Genomic DNA, 20,913 nt, shown 5'->3' with positions numbered 1-20,913 from the left:
ATGTCCCTCCGTCTCCCGACCCCGGCCTGGCGCCTGGCCACCCTGCCGCTGCTGCTGGCGCTGGGCGCCTGCGCCTTCGCCCCCGACAGCAAGCCGCCGGCCATGGCGCAGCCCGCGCAATACGGCGTCGAGGCGCTGCCCGCCGCCGGCGCGCCGGCGCAGGGCGTGGCGCAGCGTTATGCGCGCGACGCCGGCCCGGTGCCCGAATGGTGGAAACGCTTCGGCTCCGAGGCGCTCAACGCCATGGTGGAAGAAGGCCTGGCCAACAGCCCCGACCTGGCCGCCGCCGAGCGCAACCTGGCCGGCGCCCGCGAGCAATTGCGCGGGCAGGTCAATTCTTCGTTGATGCCTACGGTCGACGCTGGCGGCGACGTCACGCGCAAGCGCGCGCTGACCATGCCGAACCTGCCGGAACCCACCGCGCTCTACAACGTCTTCACCGGCCAGATCCAGGCCAAGTACGACCTGGACCTGTTCGGCGCGGCGCGCTTCGAGAACGTGTCGCGCGCGGCGCACGTCGAGCAGCAGGCGTTCCAGCTGGAATCGGCGCGCCGTTCGCTGGCCGGCAACATCGTCACCGGCGCCATCACCTCGGCCTCGCTGGCCGAGCGCGTGGCGCTGACCGAAAAGCAGGTGGTGCTGGCGCGCCAGGTGGCGCGCGACACGCAGCGCCGCTACGAACTGGGCTCGGCCTCGCAGAACGACGCGCTGCAGGCCGACCAGGACGCCGCCACGCTGGAGGCCTCGCTGCCGGGCCTGCGCGCGCAGTGGCAGACCACCCGCCACGCGCTGGCGGTGCTGATGGGCCGCAGCCCCGACCAGGCGCCGCCAGACCTGGCCTTCGCCATGATCGCCGTGCCCGGCGAAGTGCCGGTGCTGGTGCCGTCCGAACTGCTGGCGGCGCGGCCCGACATCCACATCGCCGAGGCCGTCCTGCGCGCGGCGGCGGCCGACGTCGGCGTGGCCACGGCGCAGCTGTTCCCCAGCCTGTCGCTGTCGGCATCGATGGGCAAGGGCGGCTTCAGCTGGCCGGCGGCGCTGTCGGGCGCGGGCTCGATCTGGGCGGTGGGCGCGTCGCTGACGCAGCCGATCTTCCATGGCGGCGCGCTGCTGGCCGAGCGCAGCGCCGCCAAGGACCGCTATGAAGCGGCGGTGCTGCAATACAAGCAGACCGTGCTGACCGCCTTCCGCGACGTGGCCGACACGCTGGCGCAGCTGGATGCGGATGGGCAGGCGCTGGCGTCGGCCGAGGCCTCGCGCCGGTCGGCGGAGCAGTCGCACCGCAACACCGCCAACCGAGTGCGCCTGGGCGCGCTGGCGCCCTACACCGCGTACGCCAGCGAACAGCATTACGTCGCGGCGCGGGTGCGGGAAGTGGAATACGCCAATGCCCGCCTGACCGAGACGGCGGCGCTGTTCCAGGCCATGGGCTCGCCGGTGCGCGCGCCGCAGGCGCCGGCGCAACCGGCCACCGGCGGCAATACGGGCGAACCGCCGGCGCCTCAGCAGCAGCAGCAGCAGCAGCAGCAGCAGCAGCAGCAGCAGTAACCCGCGCCGCTCGATCCGAGCGGCCCACAGGCCCCCGACGCCTACGGCGCGGGGGCCTGTTCCTTGATGCGGGACGCCAGCGCCAGGGATTCGATGCGCCGCGCCGCCGCCTGCAGCAGCGCCGTGGTCTTGTCCTGCGCAATGGTGTTGAGCCGGGTCGCCAGGAAGGTCACGGTCAGCGCGCCGAAGATGCGCCGGTCTTCCTGAAACACCGGCACCGCGATGCCGGCGCGTTCCGGCGAAATCTCGCCCACCCCCAGATACGCCCCACGCACCCGGATCTCGTCCAGGTGGCGGATGAACTCGGCCTGCGTCGGCCCCAGGCCCGCGGCCTCGACCTCGGCGGCGTGCCCTTCGTAGAGTCTGCGCTGGTCCTTGCGCGGCAGGAACGCGATGATGGTCTTGGCGGTGGCGCCGCGGAACAGCGGGTGGGCGCGGCCGCGGCCGTGCGGGATGCCGAGCGCGTCGGGCCCGCGTTCGTGGTGGATGTTGAGGATCCGCAGGCCGTGGATGACGCTGAGCAGCACGTCGCCGCCGACCTGGTCCACCACCTCGCGCATGATCGGCCGGGCCACGCCCAGCACCGGATCGCCGTCGATGATGAGATGGTCCAGCTCGATGATGCGCGGCCCCAGCTTGTAGCCGCCGCCCGTCATGCGCAGCAGGTAGCCCAGGTCCGACAGGTCGCGGATGTAGCGGTAGCCGGTCGGCGCCGAGTAGGACAGCTTGGAGATGATCTCTTCGGCCGTCAGCACCGGCGTGGCCAGGCTGAAGAGGTCGAGGATCGCGAGGGCGCGCTTCAGGGTGGACATGGAATCGGCGGACGGTGGGCGAGGCGGAACCGGCGCAGCGTATCACAGCGATCCCGGCGCGCCCCTGCGCCATAACCCTCCGCTATCGCTTCTCACCCAACGCTCTGCTTCTCGCTATCGTCTTCGCTATTTTTATCATTTATAGATAAAAACTAATTGGTGAAGATTGTTTTTTATCGAATAATGATACTGAAGCAGCAGGCCAGCGGACAGCGAAAAGTCCGCGGCCCGCCTCGCCCGGCATGCACATCCAAGGGGAAATCGCATGAAGCAGTCCAGCAGCAGGCCCGGCGGCATCAGCCGCCGGCAATTCATGGCGGCGTCGGCCGCCTCGTTGGCGGGCGCCGCGCTCGCCCGCCCCGGCCTGGCCCGCGCGGCCGGCTACCCGTCGGAACACCCGATCCAGTTCATCGTGCCGTTCCCGGCGGGCGGCGGCACCGACCTGGTGGCGCGGCCGCTGGCCCAGGGCATCGGCGAAGCGCTCAAGCAGAGCGTGGTGGTGATCAACAAGGGCGGCGCGGCCGGCATCATCGGCACCCAGCAGGCGGCGCGTTCGGCGCCCGACGGCTACACCGTCGCGCTCGGCTCCACCGGCACCCACACCGTGAACCAGAGCCTGTACGAGAACATCGCCTACGACCCCATCAAGGACTTCGAGCCGGTCTCGATGGTCTGCTACTACAACAACGTGCTGGTGGTGCATCCGTCGTTTCCGGCCAAGACCCTGCAGGAGTTCGTCGCCCTCATCAAGGCCAACCCCGGCAAGTACTTCTACGGCATCACGCAGAACGGCAGCTCGGCGCACCTGGCGATGGAACTGCTCAAGGCCACGGCCGGCCTCGACCTGCCCGGCGTGCCCTACAAGGGCGCGGCGGCGGCGGTCAACGATTTCCTGGGCGGCCAGTTCCCGGTGCTGATGGACGTGGTGATCAACCAGCAGCAATTCATCCAGGGCGGCAAATCACGGCCGCTGGCGGTGACGTCCGCCGCGCGCTCGCCTGCCCTGCCCGACGTGCCGACGGTGGCCGAGTCCGGCTATCCGGGCTATCAGGCGATCGGCTGGAACGGCGTGTTCGTGCCCGCCGGCACGCCACCGGCCATCGTCCAGACGCTCAACGGCGCGGTGCAGAGCGCGCTCAAGCAACCCGCCCTGGCGCAGCTGACGCAGAACGGGCTGGAACTGCACGGCGGCACGCCCGAAGAACTGCGCCGTTTCGTCGCCACCGAAAGCGAGAAATGGCGCACCCTGATCAAGAACGCCAATATCAAGGCCACCTGATGCAAGCCATTCCCTATGGCGTCCCGCTGGACGCCGCCGCCAATCCCTGGCTGGCGCTCGACCATGAACTACGCGCCGAGGGACGGCGCGCGCCATCAGCCCCGCCGGTGCGCGCCGTGGTGTGCGTGACCGTTCACGTCGACGGCCCCGCCGTCGAGGTCGGCCGCAAGCAATTCCCCAGCGCCGGCATCCATACCGCCGGCCGCTACGCCATCCGCCGCGGCGTGCCGCGCCACCTGGAGATCCTGGCGCGCCACGCCATGCCGGCGACCTTCTTCGCCTGCGGCTACGACGTCGAGCATTACCCGGACACCTTCCGCGCCATCCTGGCCGCCGGCCACGAGATCGCGGCGCATGGCTACCTGCACGAAGCCTGGGACCTGGGCGAGGACGAACCCGCGCTGCTGGAAAAGACCCACACCCTGATCCAGCGGCAGCTGGGCGTGACGCCGGTGGGCTGGTGTTCGCCGTCGGGCCGCAAGAGCCACCGCACCCTGCCCACGCTGCGCCGGCTCGGCTATTGCTACGACGCCAGCGAAAAGGACCGTGACCGCCCCTACCTGCCGGCCGAGGGCGGCGATGGCTTCGTCATGCTGCCCAACAACACGGTGTCGCTGGACGACTATCCGTTCTATTTCACCGGCCACAGCCTGGCGGCCGAGGCCTGCGACAACTGGATCGAGGAATTCGAGGCGCTGCGCCAGGCCGAGGGCTACATCCACCTGACGGTGCACCCCAAGGCCGCCGGCGGTTCCGGCACGCCGGCCCGCGCCGCCGCCATGGACCGCTTCCTGGCCTACGTCGGCGCCCAGCCGGACGTGCACTGCATGACGCTGGCCGCGCTGGCCCGCCACTGCCTGGCCCACCCCGCCGCCTGGAGAACCGCATGACGGCCCCCAAGACCGTACTGGTCACCCTCAACGTGCAGGGCATCGGCCCCGAAGCCGCCGCCCGCCCGGAACACGAACTGCACGGCCGCGACGGCCACGGCCGCTACACCTATGGCGGCGGCCTGGCGCGGGTGCTGGACATGCTGCGGCGCCAGGAAATCCGCGCCACCCTGTTCTGGCCCGCCTTCGAGGCCGAGCGCTGCCGCGACCTGCTGGAACGAAGCCTGCGCGACGGCCACGAAGCCGCCTCGCAGGGCAACGCCTTCGAAGACCTGGCCACGCTGGGCGAGCGCGAGGCCGAGGTGCTGCAACGCGGCCGCGACCGCCTGGCGGCGCTGACCGGCCAGGCGCCGCAGGGCTTTCGCTGGACCGGCGGCGGCTTCAGCGCGCGCACCCTGCCCTTGCTGCGCGAGCTGGGCTACCGCTACGACAGCAGCGCCATCGACGACGACGCGCCCTACGCGCTGGACGCCGACGGCGCCCCCGGCATGATCGAACTGCCCTGGAGCGAGGGCCTGTGCGACGCCAGCCATTTCGGCCGCCGCGTGACCCAGGACCGCGCCTATGCGCACCTGGCCGAACAGGGCGACGCGCTGCTGGCGGCCGAGGGCTACGCCTGCCTGACGCTGCACCCGCGCGCGGACAACGGCGTGGGACGCGCCGCCCGGCTGCAGATGATCGAGCGGCTGCTCGACCGGCTGCGCGCCGCCGGCGCCGGCTTTGCCCGCTGCGACGACCTGGCGCGCGAACACGCGGCCGGCGCCTGACCGATGCGCCGCCGCCCAGCCGGCGCGGCCTGTCCGCCGGCCTGGCGGCGGGAGCCGGCGGACGCGGCGGCGCCCCTCCCAGACCGCTGCCGCGGGTCTTTCGCGGGTCCTGGCGGACCGTTATCCCCGGGCAAACCCTGGGTAATATTGGCGCCAAAATAAGCTAATATTTTTGCAACATTCCCTCCTCTCCCCCGACCTCACGGCGCCTTGCGCCGCTATCCGTCCATGACCCAGATCACCCAATTCCCGTTCGTATCGGTCTCCGGTACCCCCGAGGCCCGCGGCCGCGCCTACGGCCAGCAGGCCGCCGACCGCGTGCGCAAGAGCGCCGCCATGTACGGCCAGACGCTGGTCGACCTGGGCTACGACGCCATGGCGCGCACCCGCCTGATCGAAAGCTTCGCCCGCGAGATCGAGAACTTCGCGCCGCATTACCTCGAGGAAATGCGCGGCATCGCCGCCGGCGCCAACGTGCCCTTCGAAGACATCGTGATGGTCAACGCCCGCACCGAAGTCATCGCCAAGGCCCGCGCCGAAAAGAAGAAGGCCGCCGAGCTCGAACCGGGCGACGGCTGCACCGGCGCCCTGATCCTGCCGACCCGCTCGGCCAACGGCCGCCTGATCCACGGCCAGAACTGGGACTGGCGCGCCGAGTGCGCCGAGACCGCCATCGTGCTGCGCGTGCGCAACGACAACGGCCCGGACATCCTGACCTTCGTCGAGGCCGGCGGCCTGGCCCGCAGCGGCCTGAACAGCGCCGGCGTGTCGATCACCGCCAACTACCTGGAGTCCGACCGCGACTTCCGCCAGCTCGGCGTGCCGCTGTCGCTGATCCGCCGCAAGGTGCTGGAGCAGGAACACTTCGCGCTGGCCATCAAGGCCGTCAGCACCACCCAGAAGTCGTGCTCGAACAACATCATGATCGGCATGGCCGCCGGCTTCGGCGTCGATTACGAGTGCACCACCGATGAAGCCTTCCCGATCTACCCGGGCGCCGACGACCTGATCGTGCACGCCAACCACTGGGTCAGCGAAGTCGCCCTGGGCAAGCTGCGCGACACCGGCCGCGCCAGCACCCCGGAAAGCGCCTACCGCGACTGGCGCGTGCGCCGCCTGCTGAACGAGAAGGACAAGCTGACCCGCGAAGACCTCAAGCGCGCGCTGTTCGACGACTTCGGCACGCCCTACTCGGTCTGCCGCCCGCCGCGCCCCGGCAGCCACGACAACCTGTCGGCCACCGTCGCCATGGTCGTCATGGAACCGGCCGCCGGCCTGATGGAAGTGGCGCCGCTGCCGGCGCTGAACCGCACCTTCACCCGTTACAGCCTGGACGCCGAGCCCGAGCTGCTGGCCGCGGCCTGAGCTTTCCCGGTCCCCTGACCGCTGGCGGCGGCCGGATCCCCCGGCCGCCCGCGCAACCCCTGGAAACGCATCCATGAAAACAAAACTCCTGACTACCGCGGTTGCCCTGGCGTTGGGCACGCTGGCCGGCTCCGCCCTGGCCCAGGCGCCGGCCCCGCTGCGCATCTCGTTCACCGCCGACATCCGCTCGACCGAGCCCGGCGTCAACCGCGACAGCAACAGCGACGCGGTGGTGCTGCACATCGTCGAGGGCCTGGTGGCCTACGGCGAGGACGCCGAAGTGCGCCCGCTGCTGGCCGAGTCCATCGACATCAGCCCCGACGGCAAGACCTACACCTTCAAGCTGCGCCAGGGCGTCAAGTTCCACAACGGCGCGCCGCTGACCTCGGCCGACGTGCTCTGGACCTGGCAGCACTACACCGCCGCCAACTCCGGCTGGCGCTGCGCCAGCGAATTCGATGGCCGCGGCACCGTCAAGGTCACCGGCGTCGAGGCGCCCGACGCCCAGACCGTGGTCTACCACCTGGAAAAACCCAGCAGCCTGTTCCTGGCCTCGCTGGCGCGCGCCGACTGTGGCGGCACGGGCATCCTGCAGAAGGCCTCGGTCAAGGCCGACGGCAGCTGGGACAAGCCCATCGGCACCGGCCCCTTCGCCTTCGCCGAATGGAAGCGCGGCGAATACGTGCGCCTGACCAAGTTCGCCGACTACGCCAACCGCGACGGCAAGCGCGACGGCTACACCGGCTCCAAGCGCCCCCTGGTCGATGAAGTGCGCTTCGTCATCGTGCCCGACGACTCCACCGCCAAGGCCGCCCTGCAACGCGGCAACATCGACATCATCGAGGACGTCTCCAACAACGACGTGCCGGTGCTGCAAGGCACCCCCAACGTCAAGGTCGCCTACGCGCCCGTCATGAGCATGACCGCGCTGCTGCTGCAGACCAAGGACCCGCTGCTGTCCAATCCCAAGATCCGCCAGGCCCTGGCCCACGCCATCGACTACGACCAGTTGGCCGCCGCCGTCACCGAAGGCCTGGCCAAGCCCAACAACTCCATCGTCCCGCTGGTCTCGCCGTACAACGACGCGACCCAGAAGGAAGGCTGGAAATACGACCCCGCGCTGTCCCAGAAGCTGCTCAAGGAAGCCGGCTACAAGGGCCAGGAGCTGGAGCTGATCACGACCAAGCGCTACCCGCAGTCGTACAACTCCGCCGTCATCATCCAGGCCATGCTGCAGGCCGTCGGCATCAACGCCAAGCTGTCCGTGTCCGAATGGGCCACGCAGCTCGACCGCTACAACGCCGGCACCTACCAGATGATGACCTTCCCGTACTCCGCCCGCCTGGACGCGGCGCTGAACTACGAAATGGTCACCGGCGACAAGGCCAAGCAGCCGCGCAAGGTCTGGGACAACCCCGACGCCCAGAAACTCCTGGACGCCGCCTCGGTCGACACCGACCACGCCAAGCGCCAGGCCTCCTTCGACCAGCTGCACAAGCTGTTCCTGGCCGACGTCCCCAGCATCCCGCTCTACAACGGCCTGGACATCGGCGCCTTCCGCACCGACATCAAGGGCTACACCCCCTGGGCCGTGAAGAAGCCGCGCGCCTGGGAAGTGGAACGCGTGGCGAAGTAACCACCGCAACACCGCACCAAACGAAGAGGCCGCGAAAGCGGCCTCTTTGCATTGCGACACCCGAAAAAATAAAACCGCCCCGGCAACCGTCAAGCTTCAACGGTGGAGTCCGGGGCGGCGTTGGCCTGGCGTGCGCGGGGCGTGTAGATGCGCCCGAGGGAATCTGAAGGAACAGCCGAAGGCTGTGACGAAGATGACGAAGGGAAAGTCCGGAGCGAACGCTCCGGACCGCAATCGTAGCCCCGCGCACGCCAGGCCAACGCCGCCCCGGACGGCCCCAGAAAAAAGATCGCCCGAAAAAAGCTACTTACTTGCCAACGATCTTAGTCTCCCAGGCCCGCGGCTTCCCCTCCCAAACCGAAAACCCCTCAACCCGCTTATTCGTAGCCCAGGCATCCGCCCCGTTATAAAGCACCAACATCGGCGTCTGCTCCAGCATCAACGTATGCAGCTGGTCAAACAGCTTCTGCCGCTTCGCCGGATCCGACTCCAGGAAGCTCTCGTCGATCAGCTTCTGCGCCTCGGGATCATCCCAGACCTTGCGCGGCTGCTTGGTCTTGTCGCCCGCGAACTGCTCGAAGCTCAGCGCCGGATCGATCCGCGACGAGAACGTGAACGAACTGATCTGGTACTTGCCCGTGTTGTAGCGGTCCAGCTGCGTGGCCCATTCCAGCACCTCGATCTTGGCATTGATGCCCACCGCCTGCATCATCGCCTGCGCGATCACCGCCACCTGATAGCTCGGCACGTGCGCCCGCTTGTTGGCGTAGATGACGATCGGCTCGCCCTTGTAGCCCGCTTCCTTGAGCAGCTGCTGCGCGCGCGCCGGATCGTACTTGTAGGTGCGCTTCTCGGTCTCCTGGTAGTAGGCCGACCCCGCGTACACCGCCGAGTTGTTCAACTGGCCCAGGCCTTCGGAGGCCGCCGCCACCACCTGCGGAATGTCCAGCGCCGCCGCGATCGCCTGGCGCAGCTTGACGTTCTTGAGCACCGGATCCTGCGTCTGGAACAGCAGCGTGTGCTTGGTGGCGTCGTGCGGGCTCATCACCGACACGGTCTTGCTCTTCTTGAGCTCGGCCACGTCCGTGATGGTGATCTGGCTGGCGTCGATCGCGCCCGACACCAGGCCGGCCTTGGCGGTCGACGGGTCCGGCACCACCAGGAACTTGACCTCGTCGGCCAGCGGGCGCTTGGCGCCGACGTAGCCGTCCGGCTTGTCGCCGGCGCTGGGCGAGACGTAGTCCTTGAACGCGGTCAGCAGCACGTACTCGCCGCGCTTCCACTCCTTGAACTGGTACGGGCCGGTGCCGACCGGCTCCTTCCAGGAGCCATCGGCGTTGACCGAATCCTTGCTCAGGATCGCGGTCATGCCGCAGTCGGTGCGGGCCAGCGAATCGAGGAACACGGCCGACTTGCGGTCGATCTTCATGATGACGGTCTGCGCATCGGGCGCGGTCACGTCCGTGACCTTCAGGCCATTGCGGCCGTCGAAGTCGCTGCGGCAGCGCCAGTCCGTCTTCGCGTCCATGTAGCGCTGCCAGCTCCAGATCACGTCGGCCGAGGTCAGCGTGGCGCCGTTGTGGAACTTGACGCCGTCGCGCAGCTTGAAGGTATAGGTCAGTCCGTCTTCGGACAGGTCGACCGATTTGGCCAGCAACGGCGCCACCGTGCCGTTCTCCCGGTAGCCGACCAGGCCTTCCACCATGTTCAGCACCACGCCGTCGGTGGTGTTATCGCGGTTGACGCCCGGATTGGTCGAGCGGATGTCGGCCGGCTGGGCGATGGTCAGGGTGGCGGCCTGGGCCGCGCCTGCGGCGGCCAGGGCCAGGCTGAGCGCGAGCGCTCGGGAAACAGGAAGGTGGTGCATTGCGGAAATTCCCCCGGGGGCATGCGACGCCGGATTCATGACTATATTGGCGCCAAAATAGCTGCCCATTATGCAGGCTAATGGCCGATGCGGTATCCGGGGTATCCCTGAAAGCGGCCCCGAAATGACCGCGGCGGCCTCCTTTTCAGGAAGGCCGCCGCGAAAACCGGGCCGTCGCGCCCGCGTCGGGTCAGGAAATGTCCTGGCCGACGTGCTGGGCGATGATCTTCTGCAGGCGCTTGACGTCGCGCGCCTCGAGCGCCTCGACCATGTCGAAGTGCTCGCGCGCCGAGATCTCGATGCGCGAACGCGTGACCCATTCCTTGGCCGGCGCCGCCGGTCCGCGCGCGCGCGTTTCCTGGATCAGGGCCGCTAGTTCGCGGTTCGAGCACATGTCGTACATGCCGGCGTGGAACGCCAGGTTGACCTCGTACTGCTCCAGCAGCGTGCCGTCCTGCAGCAGCTTGGAGAAACGCTCGGCCAGCGTGCGCAGGGCGCGCACCTTGGCCGCCGTGACGTTGGGCATCAGGTCGGCCGCGGCGCCGGTTTCCAGCAGCACGCGGATGTCGCGGATCTGCACATGCTGGTCCGGATCCATCGTGTAGACGTGGTAACCCCGGTTGGGGATGTGCGCGATCAGCCGCTTGGCGGTCAATTGGTCGAGCGCGCGCCGCACGTCCAGGCGCTTGGCGCCGTAACGTTCCTGCAAATCGATCTGTTTCAGCCACGCGCCGGGGCCGTATACCCCCGACTGAATATCCAGGGCAATACGGTCAACCAGGCCCGGCTGTGTCGCCGCCGCTTTCGGCATGGACCACTCCCGTGAATCAAATCCAAACCGCGTATTTTATGCATAAGTCCGCGCCGGGACGGCAAGCCCCGGCCGGCGCGGACCCGTCCCCTCAGGCCGTGGCCCGCGACGGCTCCTGCTGGTCCAGCCGCCAGCGCAGGCGCACGCCCCCGGTTTCGGTCGATTCCAGCGCGGGAATCGCCGACAGCAGGCTGCGGGTGTATTCCTCGCGCGGCTGGTCGAACACCGTGTCGCGCGTGCCCTGCTCGACGATGCCGCCGTCGCGCATCACCACCACCCGGTCGGCCACCTGTTCCACCACGCCCAGGTCGTGGCTGATGAACAGGCAGGAGAAGCCGTGGCGTTCCTGCAGGTCGGCGAACAGGTCCAGCACCTGCGCCCGCACCGTCACGTCCAGCGCCGACACCGGTTCATCGGCGATGACGAAAGACGGCCGCCGCACCACCGCGCGGGCGATGGCCACGCGCTGGCGCTGGCCGCCGGACAGTTCGTGCGGAAAGCGCTTGGCGTATTCCGAGCCCAGGCCGACTTCGGCCAGCACTTCGTCCACGCGGCGGCGCTTGTCGGCGGCCGGCATGTCGACCAGCATGCGCAGGCCCTCGCCCACCAGCTCGCCGATGGTCATGCGCGGGTCGAGCGACGAATACGGGTCCTGGAACACCATCTGGCAGTTCAGGCGGTAGTCGCGCCATGCCGGCGAACGGCGGCTGACCGGCTGGTTGCGGAACAGGATCTGGCCCGAAGTCGGCGACAGCAGGCCGGCGATGGCGCGGCCCAGCGTGGTCTTGCCGGAACCCGAGCCGCCCACCACCGCCACCACTTCGCGCGGCTTGACGTGCAGGTCGATGCCATTGAGCGCGCGCTTGGCGCCGGTGCGCGAGAACAGGCGCTGGTGGCCGGCGTAGTCGACCACCAGGTTCCTGACCTCGACGATCGGCGCTTCCTGGATCGGCGGACGCGCCGGCAGGCGGCGCGGCATCGCGTCCAGCAGCTTGCGGGTGTAGGGATGCTGCGGCCGTTCGAGGATGCCGGCGGTGGTGCCGGTCTCCAGCACCTTGCCGTGCTGCATCACCACCATGCGTTCGGTATAGCGCGCCACCATCGGCAGGTCGTGGCTGATCATCAGCACGGCCGTGTTGTGCTCGCGCGTCAGGTCGACCATCAGTTCCAGCACGTCGCGCTGCACCACCGCGTCGAGCGCGGTGGTGGGCTCGTCGGCGATCAGCAGCGCCGGCTCCAGCAGCATCACCGAGGCCAGCATCATGCGCTGGCGCATGCCGCCCGAGAACTCGTGCGGCCAGGCCTCGACGGCGGCCTTCGGGTCGCGGATGCCGACGCGGCGCAGCATCTCCAGGATGCGTTCGCGGCGCTGCGCCGTCGACAGGTCGCGGCGATGCAGCTTGAGCCCTTCGTCCAGCTGGCGCCCGATGGACATGGACGGGTTGAGCGAGGTCATGGGTTCCTGGAACACCATGCCGATGCGCGCGCCGCGCAGCTTGCGCAGCGCGGCCGGGCTGGCCTGGGTGACTTCCACGCCCTCGAAGCGGATCGAGCCGCCGGCCACCACCAGCGGCGGCGGCGTCAGGCCCATGATGGCGCGCGCCGCCTGGGTCTTGCCGCTGCCGGACTCGCCGACGATGCCGACCATTTCGCCCGGCGCCACCTCGAAGGACACGCCGCCGACGATTTCGCGGCCGCCACGGCCGACGGTCAGGGACAGATTCGATACAGTAACCAGTGCGCTCATTGCACGCCCCTCATGCGGGGATCAAAGCGGTCTCGCACCGCGTCGCCCAGCAGGTTGATCCCGAGCAGCGCGAGCGCGATGGCCAGGCCGGGAAGAATGGAAAGATAGGAGGCCTGCGCCATGAACGGACGGGCGGCGGCCAGCATGTTGCCCCAGGTCGGCGCGGGAGGCGGCACGCCCAGGCCCAGGAAGGACAGCGCGCTTTCCGCCAGGATCACCCAGCCGAACATCGAGGTCGCCAGCACCGTCAGCGGCGCGACGCAATTGGGCAGCACGTGGCGCACCATGGTGTAGAGCTCGGAGTTGCCCAGCACGCGCGAGGATTCGATGAACTCCTTCTCGCGCAGCGACAGCACCGTGCCACGCACGATACGGGTCACCGACGGCGTGTAGGCCAGGCCCAGCGCCAGGATGATGCCGTACTTGTTGGCGCCGACCACCGCCAGCAGGCCCAGCGCCAGCAGCAGGCCGGGGAAGGCCAGCAGGGCGTTGTTGAAGGCCATGATGATGCGGTCGGTCCAGCCGCGCACGAAGCCGGTCAGGGTGCCGATGATGGTGCCGGCGACGATGGCGAAACCCACCGTCAGCAGGCTGATCCAGACGCTGCTGGAAGCGCCGGCCAGCAGGCGCGACAGCTCGTCGCGGCCGAACTCGTCGGTGCCCAGCAGGAATTCGCCGCCCGGCGGCTTCAGGCGCGCCACGAAGTTGATCTTGAGCGGGTCGTGCGGCGTCCAGAAGGCGCCCATGATCGCCGCGACGATCATCGCCGCCACGATCACGCCGCCTATCAGCGCGTTAGCTGCAATTCGCTTTTTCATTCGGCGGTCACTCTCGGGTCAAAGATGGGATAGCAGAGGTCGATCAGCAGGTTGACGATCACGTAGATCACGCCGACGAACAGCAGGCAGCCCTGGATCACGGGATAGTCGCGGGCGAAGATCGAATCCACCAGCAGCCGGCCCAGGCCGGGAATGGTGAACACGGTTTCGACCACGGCGATGCCGCCGAGCAGGTTGCCCAGCACCAGGCCGATCAGCGTCCAGGTGGGGCCGAAGGCGTTGCGGAAGGCGTGGCGCATCAGCACCGCGGATTCCGAAAGGCCCTTGGCGCGGGCGTGGGTGATGTAGTCCAGCCGCAGCACTTCCAGGGTGCTGGCGCGCGCCATGCGCATCAGCACGCCGATCTCGTGCAGGAACAGCGTCAGGATCGGCATGGCCAGGTACAGCAGGCCGGCCTTCCAGTCTTCGCCGATGGACACGTAGCCCACCACCGGCAGCCATTGCAGCTTCAGGCCGAAGAAGATCAGCAGCAGCAGGCCGAGCCAGAACGTGGGGATGGACACCAGCAGCGTGGCGGTGCCGACCAGGATCAGGTCGGGCGCCTTGTTCTGCTTCCAGGCGGCGATCATGCCGGCGGGCACGGCCACCAGCGCGGCGAACAGCACGGCCACCAGCACCACGCGGCCGCTGATCAGGAAGCGGTCCCACACCAGCGGCAGCACGGGCTGGCCGGTGTTGATGGACGAACCCAGGTCGCCATGCAGCATGTTGCCGAACCAGATGCCGAACTGGGTGGGCCAGGTCTGGTCCAGCCCCAGGCGCGCGCGCAGGTCGGCCAGCGCCGCCGGCGTGGCCAGGTCGCCCAGCAGCAGTTGCGCGGGATCGCCCGGAATCAGGCGGATCATGACGAACACCGCCACTGCCACGATCAGCAGTGTCGGAATGGCCATGACGATACGGGATAGCGCGAAACGCAGCATGGCCCTCTCCTATCGCGGCAGACAGGCGCTTGCGCGCCCGCCGCCGATCTTGTTTTTGATGTTATTCATTTCGCAGTTTGCGCAGTTCGGCGGCCAGGAAGTCCTGCACCTGGCCGACGCACTTGAGACCGTCGTGCGGCACGTTCTCGACCACGTCCAGCACGGCCTTGACGCCGGCCGCCTCGAACGAGCGGCGCAGCGATTCCAGGCGTTCCGGGCGGGTGGCGCCGGCGGAGTTGGCGCCGGGCATGAAGAACTTGCCGCCTTCGCGGTGGGTGATTTCCCAGGTTTCCAGGTCGGCCTTGCCGACGATCATGTGCACCGCGACCTGGCGCAGGGCCTCGATGTCGACAGCCTTGCCGAAGCGGGCTTCGGCGCCGCGCACGCCGACCCACCAGTCCTGGCTGGGGTCGAGCAGCGTGACCGAGCCGGGCGCGCCGATCGAGGCGGCCCACAGGGTTTCCGGGTGCAGCAGGGTGTAGCGGTTGACGAACTGGCCGCCGCCCGAATAGCCGAACAGGGCGAAGCGGGTGAAGTCGCGGCCGAATTTCTCGCCGACTTCGGCGACCATGCCCTGCAGGATGTGGTCGTAGCGGATGTCGCCTTCGATCAGCTGCTTGAAGCCGTCGCGGTTGCCGTCGCCGAGCGGGCTGACGGGGAACAGCGGGCACAGCACGATGCAGTCGTTCCAGCGGGCGAATTCGGCGAAGGCGTCGCGGTATTCGACGAAGGCGCGGCCGGTGCCGTGCATGATGACGACCAGCTCCATCGGGTGCTTGGCCTGGTCGATGTGCGGGGGGACGTACATGCAGTACGAGAAGCGCGGGTCGATGCGCGAGGCGAAGACGGTGCTGTGGCCAAGGTCGTACATGGCGCGGGCGCGGGCGGCGTCGGGGGCCAGGGTGGGTGCTGCGGTGGACTGCATGATTTCCTCGATTCCCGGGGAGTGTGGAAGGCCGGGGGGTGTTGCTGGCGGGGGATGTTTGACTAAATTGGCGCCAATTTTAGGAACAGGGGGTGTTGGGGGCAACCGGGGGGAATCCCTAACCGGTGATTGTGGCGGGGGGATGACTTGGGGGCTTTTTTTGGCGACGGTTGGAGTTCTTTTGACGCGTGGCGGCCTGTCCGGGCGGAGGGCGGGGCTACGATTGCGGTCCGGAGCCTTCGCTCCGGACTACCCCGTCCTCATCCTCGTCCTCGCCTGCGGCGACTCCTTCGGATTCCGTCGGGCGCATCTACACGCCCCGCCCTCCGCCCGGACAGACCACCACGCTGCGTCAGTGTGTTTTGAGGCGCCGCTGGGGAGTACCGGGTGCTTGGGCTTCGTGGCGGGGCGGGTTCGTTGGAGGGAAGGTCTTGCGGGGTTGCCCAAAGGCGGCCGCGCGGGCGGCCTGTTTGGGCGTTTGGGCGTGCCAGGGGGAGCGTTGAAGGGGGGCCTTCAACGGGACAGGGGTGGCGATTGGGCGCTTTCGACGGAAGGGTGGGCGCGGGGGCCGGGGTCGGAAGGTGTGGCGCGGGCGACATGTTCCGGGGCGGACCAGCTGACTGGCTTGGTCGCGCGGCCGGTCAATCGAGTTTGTAGCTTTTCAGGTGGATGCTGGTTTCCGTCGCGGAGATGGCCTTGATGAGGCGAACGCGGTCCAGGACGCGGGACATTTCCTCGATGTTGGCGACGCGCAGTTCGGCCAGCAGGTCCCAGCGGCCGTTGGTGTCGTGCAGGGCGACGACGGCGGGGTCGCCCAGGAGGATGCTGACGACGCGGCGGGTTTCGTTGCCATCGACGGCGATGTTCATCCAGGCGCCGATCTGGTCGGGTTCGGATTCGGGGCGCAGCCTGACGGTATAGCCGACGATGATGCCGTCGTCTTCCATCCGCGCGATGCGGTTGTTGATGGTGCCCCGTGAGACGTCGAGCTTTTTGGCCAGGGTTGCCACGGTTGCGCGTGCGTCGGCGCGCAACAGCCCCAGCAATTGCTGATCTAGTGTGTCCATGATTGTTCCCGCGTAAAAATTGGCGCCAATTTCGCATCTTATACGGATTCGGCACGATACAGGCGCGGGATGACCGGCAGGCCGGCGTGCCCGCGCCTGGGGCGCTGTTACCACGGCCCCAATTTACCGCGTTTCGCAGGGTATTGATTTTGGGCGGATTTTTGGCTGGACAGGGCCGACCGGCGCGGCCCTGCCGCCTCGGCGCGTGGCCGTTTCCGGCCGCGAATTGTCCGACCATGTCCTCGATCCGCCGGCGAGTGCCGGGTACGCTGGCTGACCATCCTTTTCAGGAATCCGCCATGCTTGAATTGCGCCCCAGCTGTGAACACTGCGACGCCGACCTGCCCCCGGCCAGCGCCGACGCGCGGATCTGCAGTTTCGAATGCACGTTTTGCGTGCGTTGCGCCGACGAGGTGCTGGGCAATGTCTGCCCCAACTGCGGCGGCGGCTTCGCGCCGCGGCCGGTCAGACCGGCCGCTGACTGGCGCAATGGCAATTTCCTGGGCAACTATCCGGCCACGACCGCGCGCAAGCACCGCCCGGCCGACCTGGCCGCGCACGCGACCTTGCTGCGCCGGCTGCGCGACCTTCCCGCGCAGGAACGCTAGCCGCGCGGCCGGACCGCCTCGGCCTCGGCGTTCTCGAACAGGATGTTGTTCTCCAGGTGGATGTGGGCCATCAGGTCCTGCTTGAACGTGCCGATTCCCAGGTACAGCGCGCGCCAGGTATTGCAGGCGGCGCGCGGCAGCGTCAGGTCGTGCGTCAGCGCCATCAGGCGCTCCAGCGCCACGCCGTGATCGTCGTGCTCCATGCGCATCATGGTGATCGGCATGACCGCCATGGCGCCATGGCCGCGCGCCAGCATCGGGAACAGCACCTGCTCTTCCTTCTGCATATGGCTTTCCAGCTCCTGGCGCATGTCGCGCAGGTGGTCGGCCAGGCCGGTCGGGCAATCGGGGCTGTCGGCATGCACCTGCTCGACCTTCATCGCCAGCCGGATCAGTTCGGGCAGCTGCTGCCGGTGGACCTCGTGGTAGCGCGCCAGGATGTGGTCGATCAGGTCGCCCGGGCTGGCCTGGCCCCAATCGCGCTCGTCCGACGCCGCGCCCGCCAGGGCCTGCAGGCGCGCCTCGATCTGGGCCGCGTCCAGCGAGCGCTGCGCCGCCGCCTCGGCCAGGCTTTTCTTGCCGCCACAGCAGAAGTCCAGCTGGTACTCGTGGAACACCTGGGTGGCGCCGGGAATGCTGCGGGCCAACTGGCCCAGGGACTGCTCAACCATGCTCATTGCGTTTCTCCATGCTTGATGAGGGTGCTTGAGCAGTAGCGAGATCCATGCCAGGAAATGCTTGCGCCAAATCAAGGGCTTGCAAATTAAAGGGTGAAAACCACCCGGCCAGGATGCGGTATTTATGACCCGCAAGGGTACGATCAACCCATGCAAAACCTGTTGCTTACCGACCTGGTCGTGGACCTGCCCGCCGCCGTGCGATTGCAGCGGCTGGCAGCCGGACTGCGGGCCCATTTCCGCTGCGGCGCCGTCGCCCTGCTGCAGCTGGAGGCCGACCACCTGCGGCCGATCGCCGTGGACGGCCTGACCCAGGATGCGCTCGGTCGCCGCTTCGCGGTCCAGCAGCATCCGCGGCTGGCAGCCATCCTGGCGCGCCGCGGCGTCACCTGTTTCCACCATGACAGCACCCTGCCCGATCCGTACGACGGCCTGATCAACGGCATGGCGGGCGAACCGCTGCCGGTGCACGACTGCATGGGCACCAGCCTGCATATCGAGGGCCAGCCCTGGGGCGTGCTGACGCTGGACGCGCTGGAGGTCGGCACCTTCGACGCCGAGGCGCAGTCGGACCTGCGCGAGATGATCGTGCTGGTCGAGGCAGCCCTGCGCGTGACCCGCCTGGAGGCCGAAACGCGCGCCCTGCGGCTGGCGCGCGGCGCCGCGCCGACGGACAGCGCGCTGGCCGACGACAGCGACATCCTTGGCCAGAGCGAGGCCATCGGCCGGCTGCTGCACGAGATCGAGGTGGTGGCGGACTCCGAGCTGCCGATCCTGCTGCTGGGCGAGACCGGCGTCGGCAAGGAATTGTTCGCGCATCGCGTGCACCGCCAGTCGCGCCGCCGCGGCAAGCCGCTGGTGCACGTGAACTGCGCGGCGCTGCCGGAATCGCTGGCCGAAAGCGAACTGTTCGGCCATGCCAAGGGCGCGTTCTCCGGCGCGATGAGCGAGCGGCCCGGCCGCTTCGAAGCCGCCAATGGCGGCACGCTGTTCCTGGACGAGGTGGGCGAATTGCCGCTGGCGGTGCAGGCCAAGCTGCTGCGCACGCTGCAGAACGGCGAAATCCAGCGGCTTGGCGACGACCGCCCGCGCACCGTGGACGTGCGCATCGTTGCCGCCACCAACCGCGACCTGCGCGATCGGGTGCGCCAGGGCGATTTCCGCGCCGACCTGTACCACCGCCTGTCGGTCTATCCGGTGCCGATCCCGCCGCTGCGCGAACGCGGCCGCGACGTGCTGCTGCTGGCCGGCCGCTACCTGGAACTGAATCGCGCCCGCCTGGGGCTGCGCAGCCTGCGGCTGTCACCCGAGGCCGAGGACATGCTGAGCCGCTACCGCTGGCCCGGCAACGTGCGCGAACTGGAACACGTCATCAGCCGCGCCGCCATCAAGGCCGTCAGCCATGGCGCTCATCGCAACGAGATCGTGACGCTGGGCGCTGGCCTGCTGGACCTGGAGGACGGCGCCCTGCCGGCGCCCCCACCCGAACAACCGGCCCTGCCGGCCGGCGCCACGCAGACGCTGCGCGGCGCGGTCGACGCCTGCCAGCGCCAGGCGATCCGCCAGGCGCTCGAACGGCACCAGGGCAGCTGGGCCGGCGCCGCGCGCGCGCTTGAAATCGACGCCAGCAACCTGCACAAGCTGGCGCGCCGTCTTGGCCTGAAGGGCTGAGACGGCGCCATCCGCGCCGGCTCAGGCCTTGACGTACACCCAGGCCTGCGCGCCGGACTTCAGGCGCACCGAGACCCGCTTGTAGTCGGACACTTCGTAGCGGTCGGCGGCTTCGAGCTCCTGGCCGGTGATCTCGAACACCATGCCCGCCACCTCGTCGCGCGGGTCGTCGCTGGCGCTGACGATGGGATGCCGCGCCAGGCCGCTGGTCTTGATCACCTCGGGGTCGGTGATCTCGACCCAGCGCTGCACGTAGCCCAGCATGGCGTCGGCCCGGCCGTTGAGTTCGCGGCCGAAGTTGGCGCGCTGCACGGCCTTGTCCTGCAAGGTTCCATAGGAGAAAAGCAGCACGCCGGTTTCGTTCATTTCAGGCACCTTTGTGTCCTTCAGGAAATATGGTGTTCTCCACTTTACACCAGTTATCACCGCACGCCTGCGCTCGGACAGGCCCCGGGATCCGGCCCGACCGCTGTCAGCGCCCGCGCCTGCCACACGCACGTTTGCCGGCAAGATTGTTTGTTTCAAATGAACGTTAGGGGATATCACCGCAGCGGACTACCGTGGGTTGGTGGCATCTCGCCGCATCCAACCAAGAGGTACGCATCATGACTTTCCCCACCCGCTATCAGGCTTCGTCCAACCAACCGGACCAGAACCAGTCGCCCAACAAGCAACAGGAACAGCAGAGCCAGCAGCAGAAAGAAGACGCCGCGCGCAAGCAGGCGCAAACGGAAAAGGACAAGACGTCCGCCGCCGCCAATCCGCAACGCGCCTGACGCCGTTCGCGGCACGGTCCGCGCATCACCCCGCAGTATGACGGGCACATCGCCCGCAGCGCCCGCGGCCTTCCCGCCAACAGACTTGGCCAGGCCTGAGCACCGCTGAAAGACACGAAGGCCGCCCCGTCATCCAGGGCGGCCGTGTTGTTGGCGCCGCCGTGGCGCCTACAGGTCCGGAATCTGCTTCAGGCAGACATTGACCACGGCCATCACCTGCGCGCCCAGCTTCTCGCTTTCGGCGTTGTTGACCTTGGTGGCCAGCAGCTCGTCGTAGCGCAGGAAATCCTTCACCGGCACCTTGGACTGCAGGCCATCCATCACGCACTGGCAATAGCCCTTGGCCTTGGCGTCCACATCGCCGGCGGCGATGGCGGGCGGCGCCTTGGCCTTGAAGCCTGCCAGGCAGGAACCGTAGGTGGCGCGTTGCACCTCGGGCGGATATTCCGTCTTCTTGCCGCAAGCGGCCAACAGCAGCAGAGCCATTGCGCCCGCGCCCAGGGCGGCGCGGCGGGACCGGACTGTCATGGCGTTCCTCTGTATTCGATCAACCAGCGCCGATTGTGGCACGGCCCAGGCGCGGCCGCATGCCAGCGCGACCGCCTCGCCGGCGCGACCCGAGGAGACGCCGGAACCGCCCCTTCAGGCGCGACCGGCCGGGAACGCAAGAACCGGATAGCGCGGCCGACGCGGCCTGCCTATCGTGGC

Annotated in this window: 20 protein-coding genes; 9 read left to right on the top strand and 11 right to left on the bottom strand. The window is 68.5% G+C overall.

Annotation, left to right across the window (positions count from 1 at the left end):
* Nucleotides 1-1,548: an efflux transporter outer membrane subunit gene (locus H0523_RS01585; RefSeq protein ID WP_180179997.1), complete on the top strand. Its 1,548-nt coding sequence runs from the start codon at nucleotides 1-3 to the stop codon at nucleotides 1,546-1,548.
* 41 nt (nucleotides 1,549-1,589) lie between these two features.
* Here H0523_RS01585 and H0523_RS01580 read toward each other — a convergent pair whose 3' ends face one another.
* Complete coding sequence (locus H0523_RS01580) at nucleotides 1,590-2,360, bottom strand: IclR family transcriptional regulator (protein WP_054429676.1); 771 nt, start codon at nucleotides 2,358-2,360, stop codon at nucleotides 1,590-1,592.
* A 265-nt stretch (nucleotides 2,361-2,625) separates the two neighbouring features.
* On the opposite strand from H0523_RS01580, the gene H0523_RS01575 reads away from it, so the two are divergent.
* From H0523_RS01575 to H0523_RS01555, 5 genes are all read left to right on the top strand, one after another.
* On the top strand, nucleotides 2,626-3,639 hold the full coding sequence (locus H0523_RS01575; protein ID WP_054429677.1) for a Bug family tripartite tricarboxylate transporter substrate binding protein: 1,014 nt from the start codon (nucleotides 2,626-2,628) through the stop codon (nucleotides 3,637-3,639).
* Entirely contained in the window at nucleotides 3,639-4,529 is an 891-nt protein-coding gene (locus tag H0523_RS01570; protein WP_054429678.1) for a polysaccharide deacetylase family protein, read from the top strand. Before H0523_RS01575 ends, H0523_RS01570 begins: the two co-directional genes overlap by 1 nt.
* Nucleotides 4,526-5,296, top strand: coding sequence for a polysaccharide deacetylase family protein (locus H0523_RS01565; protein ID WP_054429679.1), 771 nt, complete (start codon nucleotides 4,526-4,528; stop codon nucleotides 5,294-5,296). The genes H0523_RS01570 and H0523_RS01565 overlap by 4 nt, the downstream gene beginning before the upstream one ends.
* Nucleotides 5,297-5,524: 228 nt before the next feature.
* Nucleotides 5,525-6,661: a C45 family autoproteolytic acyltransferase/hydrolase gene (locus H0523_RS01560; RefSeq protein WP_006393373.1), complete on the top strand. Its 1,137-nt coding sequence runs from the start codon at nucleotides 5,525-5,527 to the stop codon at nucleotides 6,659-6,661.
* A gap of 73 nt (nucleotides 6,662-6,734) precedes the next feature.
* Complete coding sequence (locus H0523_RS01555) at nucleotides 6,735-8,297, top strand: ABC transporter substrate-binding protein (RefSeq protein ID WP_054429680.1); 1,563 nt, start codon at nucleotides 6,735-6,737, stop codon at nucleotides 8,295-8,297.
* 307 nt (nucleotides 8,298-8,604) lie between these two features.
* Here H0523_RS01555 and H0523_RS01550 read toward each other — a convergent pair whose 3' ends face one another.
* The 7 genes from H0523_RS01550 to H0523_RS01520 all read right to left on the bottom strand — a co-directional run bounded on the left by H0523_RS01550 (nucleotide 8,605) and on the right by H0523_RS01520 (nucleotide 16,473).
* A complete protein-coding gene (locus tag H0523_RS01550; protein WP_054433390.1) occupies nucleotides 8,605-10,164 on the bottom strand; it encodes an ABC transporter substrate-binding protein in 1,560 nt (519 codons plus the stop codon).
* Between the two features lie 190 nt (nucleotides 10,165-10,354).
* Entirely contained in the window at nucleotides 10,355-10,975 is a 621-nt protein-coding gene (locus H0523_RS01545; RefSeq protein ID WP_054433391.1) for a GntR family transcriptional regulator, read from the bottom strand.
* A gap of 91 nt (nucleotides 10,976-11,066) precedes the next feature.
* Nucleotides 11,067-12,722 (bottom strand): ABC transporter ATP-binding protein, encoded by a 1,656-nt coding sequence (locus H0523_RS01540; protein WP_054433392.1) that lies wholly within the window; start codon nucleotides 12,720-12,722, stop codon nucleotides 11,067-11,069.
* The gene (locus H0523_RS01535; RefSeq protein ID WP_054433393.1) at nucleotides 12,719-13,540 is read right to left on the bottom strand and encodes an ABC transporter permease; all 822 of its coding nucleotides are present in this window, start codon (nucleotides 13,538-13,540) and stop codon (nucleotides 12,719-12,721) included. Before H0523_RS01535 ends, H0523_RS01540 begins: the two co-directional genes overlap by 4 nt.
* Nucleotides 13,537-14,481 carry an ABC transporter permease gene (locus H0523_RS01530; protein ID WP_006393367.1) on the bottom strand — a complete coding sequence of 315 codons (945 nt, stop codon included), beginning with the start codon at nucleotides 14,479-14,481 and terminating at the stop codon, nucleotides 13,537-13,539. The genes H0523_RS01535 and H0523_RS01530 overlap by 4 nt, the downstream gene beginning before the upstream one ends.
* Nucleotides 14,482-14,542: 61 nt before the next feature.
* Entirely contained in the window at nucleotides 14,543-15,406 is an 864-nt protein-coding gene (locus H0523_RS01525) for an alpha/beta hydrolase family protein (RefSeq protein WP_054433394.1), read from the bottom strand.
* A 641-nt stretch (nucleotides 15,407-16,047) separates the two neighbouring features.
* Complete coding sequence (locus H0523_RS01520) at nucleotides 16,048-16,473, bottom strand: Lrp/AsnC family transcriptional regulator (protein ID WP_025137021.1); 426 nt, start codon at nucleotides 16,471-16,473, stop codon at nucleotides 16,048-16,050.
* A 299-nt stretch (nucleotides 16,474-16,772) separates the two neighbouring features.
* On the opposite strand from H0523_RS01520, the gene H0523_RS01515 reads away from it, so the two are divergent.
* Nucleotides 16,773-17,081: a DUF1272 domain-containing protein gene (locus H0523_RS01515; protein WP_054433395.1), complete on the top strand. Its 309-nt coding sequence runs from the start codon at nucleotides 16,773-16,775 to the stop codon at nucleotides 17,079-17,081.
* Here H0523_RS01515 and ytfE read toward each other — a convergent pair.
* Nucleotides 17,078-17,758 (bottom strand): iron-sulfur cluster repair protein YtfE, encoded by a 681-nt coding sequence (gene ytfE / locus H0523_RS01510; RefSeq protein WP_054433396.1) that lies wholly within the window; start codon nucleotides 17,756-17,758, stop codon nucleotides 17,078-17,080. The genes H0523_RS01515 and ytfE overlap by 4 nt on opposite strands.
* A 150-nt stretch (nucleotides 17,759-17,908) precedes the next feature.
* Here ytfE and norR point away from each other — a divergent pair, with 150 nt between their 5' ends.
* On the top strand, nucleotides 17,909-19,429 hold the full coding sequence (norR, locus tag H0523_RS01505) for a nitric oxide reductase transcriptional regulator NorR (protein ID WP_054433397.1): 1,521 nt from the start codon (nucleotides 17,909-17,911) through the stop codon (nucleotides 19,427-19,429).
* 21 nt (nucleotides 19,430-19,450) lie between these two features.
* Here norR and H0523_RS01500 read toward each other — a convergent pair whose 3' ends face one another.
* Nucleotides 19,451-19,795: a gamma-glutamylcyclotransferase family protein gene (locus H0523_RS01500; RefSeq protein WP_054433398.1), complete on the bottom strand. Its 345-nt coding sequence runs from the start codon at nucleotides 19,793-19,795 to the stop codon at nucleotides 19,451-19,453.
* Between the two features lie 239 nt (nucleotides 19,796-20,034).
* On the opposite strand from H0523_RS01500, the gene H0523_RS01495 reads away from it, so the two are divergent.
* Nucleotides 20,035-20,205 carry a hypothetical protein gene (locus tag H0523_RS01495; RefSeq protein WP_180179996.1) on the top strand — a complete coding sequence of 57 codons (171 nt, stop codon included), beginning with the start codon at nucleotides 20,035-20,037 and terminating at the stop codon, nucleotides 20,203-20,205.
* A 168-nt stretch (nucleotides 20,206-20,373) separates the two neighbouring features.
* Here the strand turns inward: H0523_RS01495 and H0523_RS01490 are convergent, their stop codons facing one another.
* Nucleotides 20,374-20,733 (bottom strand): hypothetical protein, encoded by a 360-nt coding sequence (locus tag H0523_RS01490; RefSeq protein ID WP_231689971.1) that lies wholly within the window; start codon nucleotides 20,731-20,733, stop codon nucleotides 20,374-20,376.
* Between the last annotated feature and the right edge of the window lie 180 nt (nucleotides 20,734-20,913).

This window comes from Achromobacter insuavis, assembly GCF_902859645.1.
Taxonomy (GTDB): domain Bacteria; phylum Pseudomonadota; class Gammaproteobacteria; order Burkholderiales; family Burkholderiaceae_B; genus Achromobacter; species Achromobacter insuavis.
This window is presented reverse-complemented; position numbering and strand designations above follow the sequence as displayed.

Bases quoted from the DNA above. Each gene is read 5' to 3' on its own strand.
- H0523_RS01490 (WP_231689971.1), bottom strand. From the start codon at position 20,733: ATGACAGTCCGGTCCCGCCGCGCCGCCCTGGGCGCGGGCGCAATGGCT.
- ytfE (WP_054433396.1), bottom strand. From the start codon at position 17,758: ATGAGCATGGTTGAGCAGTCCCTGGGCCAGTTGGCCCGCAGCATTCCC.
- H0523_RS01535 (WP_054433393.1), bottom strand. From the start codon at position 13,540: ATGAAAAAGCGAATTGCAGCTAACGCGCTGATAGGCGGCGTGATCGTG.
- H0523_RS01545 (WP_054433391.1), bottom strand. From the start codon at position 10,975: ATGCCGAAAGCGGCGGCGACACAGCCGGGCCTGGTTGACCGTATTGCC.
- H0523_RS01515 (WP_054433395.1), top strand. From the start codon at position 16,773: ATGCTTGAATTGCGCCCCAGCTGTGAACACTGCGACGCCGACCTGCCC.
- H0523_RS01555 (WP_054429680.1), top strand. From the start codon at position 6,735: ATGAAAACAAAACTCCTGACTACCGCGGTTGCCCTGGCGTTGGGCACG.
- H0523_RS01495 (WP_180179996.1), top strand. From the start codon at position 20,035: ATGACTTTCCCCACCCGCTATCAGGCTTCGTCCAACCAACCGGACCAG.
- norR (WP_054433397.1), top strand. From the start codon at position 17,909: ATGCAAAACCTGTTGCTTACCGACCTGGTCGTGGACCTGCCCGCCGCC.
- H0523_RS01500 (WP_054433398.1), bottom strand. From the start codon at position 19,795: ATGAACGAAACCGGCGTGCTGCTTTTCTCCTATGGAACCTTGCAGGAC.
- H0523_RS01560 (WP_006393373.1), top strand. From the start codon at position 5,525: ATGACCCAGATCACCCAATTCCCGTTCGTATCGGTCTCCGGTACCCCC.
- H0523_RS01570 (WP_054429678.1), top strand. From the start codon at position 3,639: ATGCAAGCCATTCCCTATGGCGTCCCGCTGGACGCCGCCGCCAATCCC.
- H0523_RS01525 (WP_054433394.1), bottom strand. From the start codon at position 15,406: ATGCAGTCCACCGCAGCACCCACCCTGGCCCCCGACGCCGCCCGCGCC.
- H0523_RS01585 (WP_180179997.1), top strand. From the start codon at position 1: ATGTCCCTCCGTCTCCCGACCCCGGCCTGGCGCCTGGCCACCCTGCCG.
- H0523_RS01520 (WP_025137021.1), bottom strand. From the start codon at position 16,473: ATGGACACACTAGATCAGCAATTGCTGGGGCTGTTGCGCGCCGACGCA.
- H0523_RS01580 (WP_054429676.1), bottom strand. From the start codon at position 2,360: ATGTCCACCCTGAAGCGCGCCCTCGCGATCCTCGACCTCTTCAGCCTG.
- H0523_RS01565 (WP_054429679.1), top strand. From the start codon at position 4,526: ATGACGGCCCCCAAGACCGTACTGGTCACCCTCAACGTGCAGGGCATC.
- H0523_RS01575 (WP_054429677.1), top strand. From the start codon at position 2,626: ATGAAGCAGTCCAGCAGCAGGCCCGGCGGCATCAGCCGCCGGCAATTC.
- H0523_RS01530 (WP_006393367.1), bottom strand. From the start codon at position 14,481: ATGCTGCGTTTCGCGCTATCCCGTATCGTCATGGCCATTCCGACACTG.
- H0523_RS01550 (WP_054433390.1), bottom strand. From the start codon at position 10,164: ATGCACCACCTTCCTGTTTCCCGAGCGCTCGCGCTCAGCCTGGCCCTG.
- H0523_RS01540 (WP_054433392.1), bottom strand. From the start codon at position 12,722: ATGAGCGCACTGGTTACTGTATCGAATCTGTCCCTGACCGTCGGCCGT.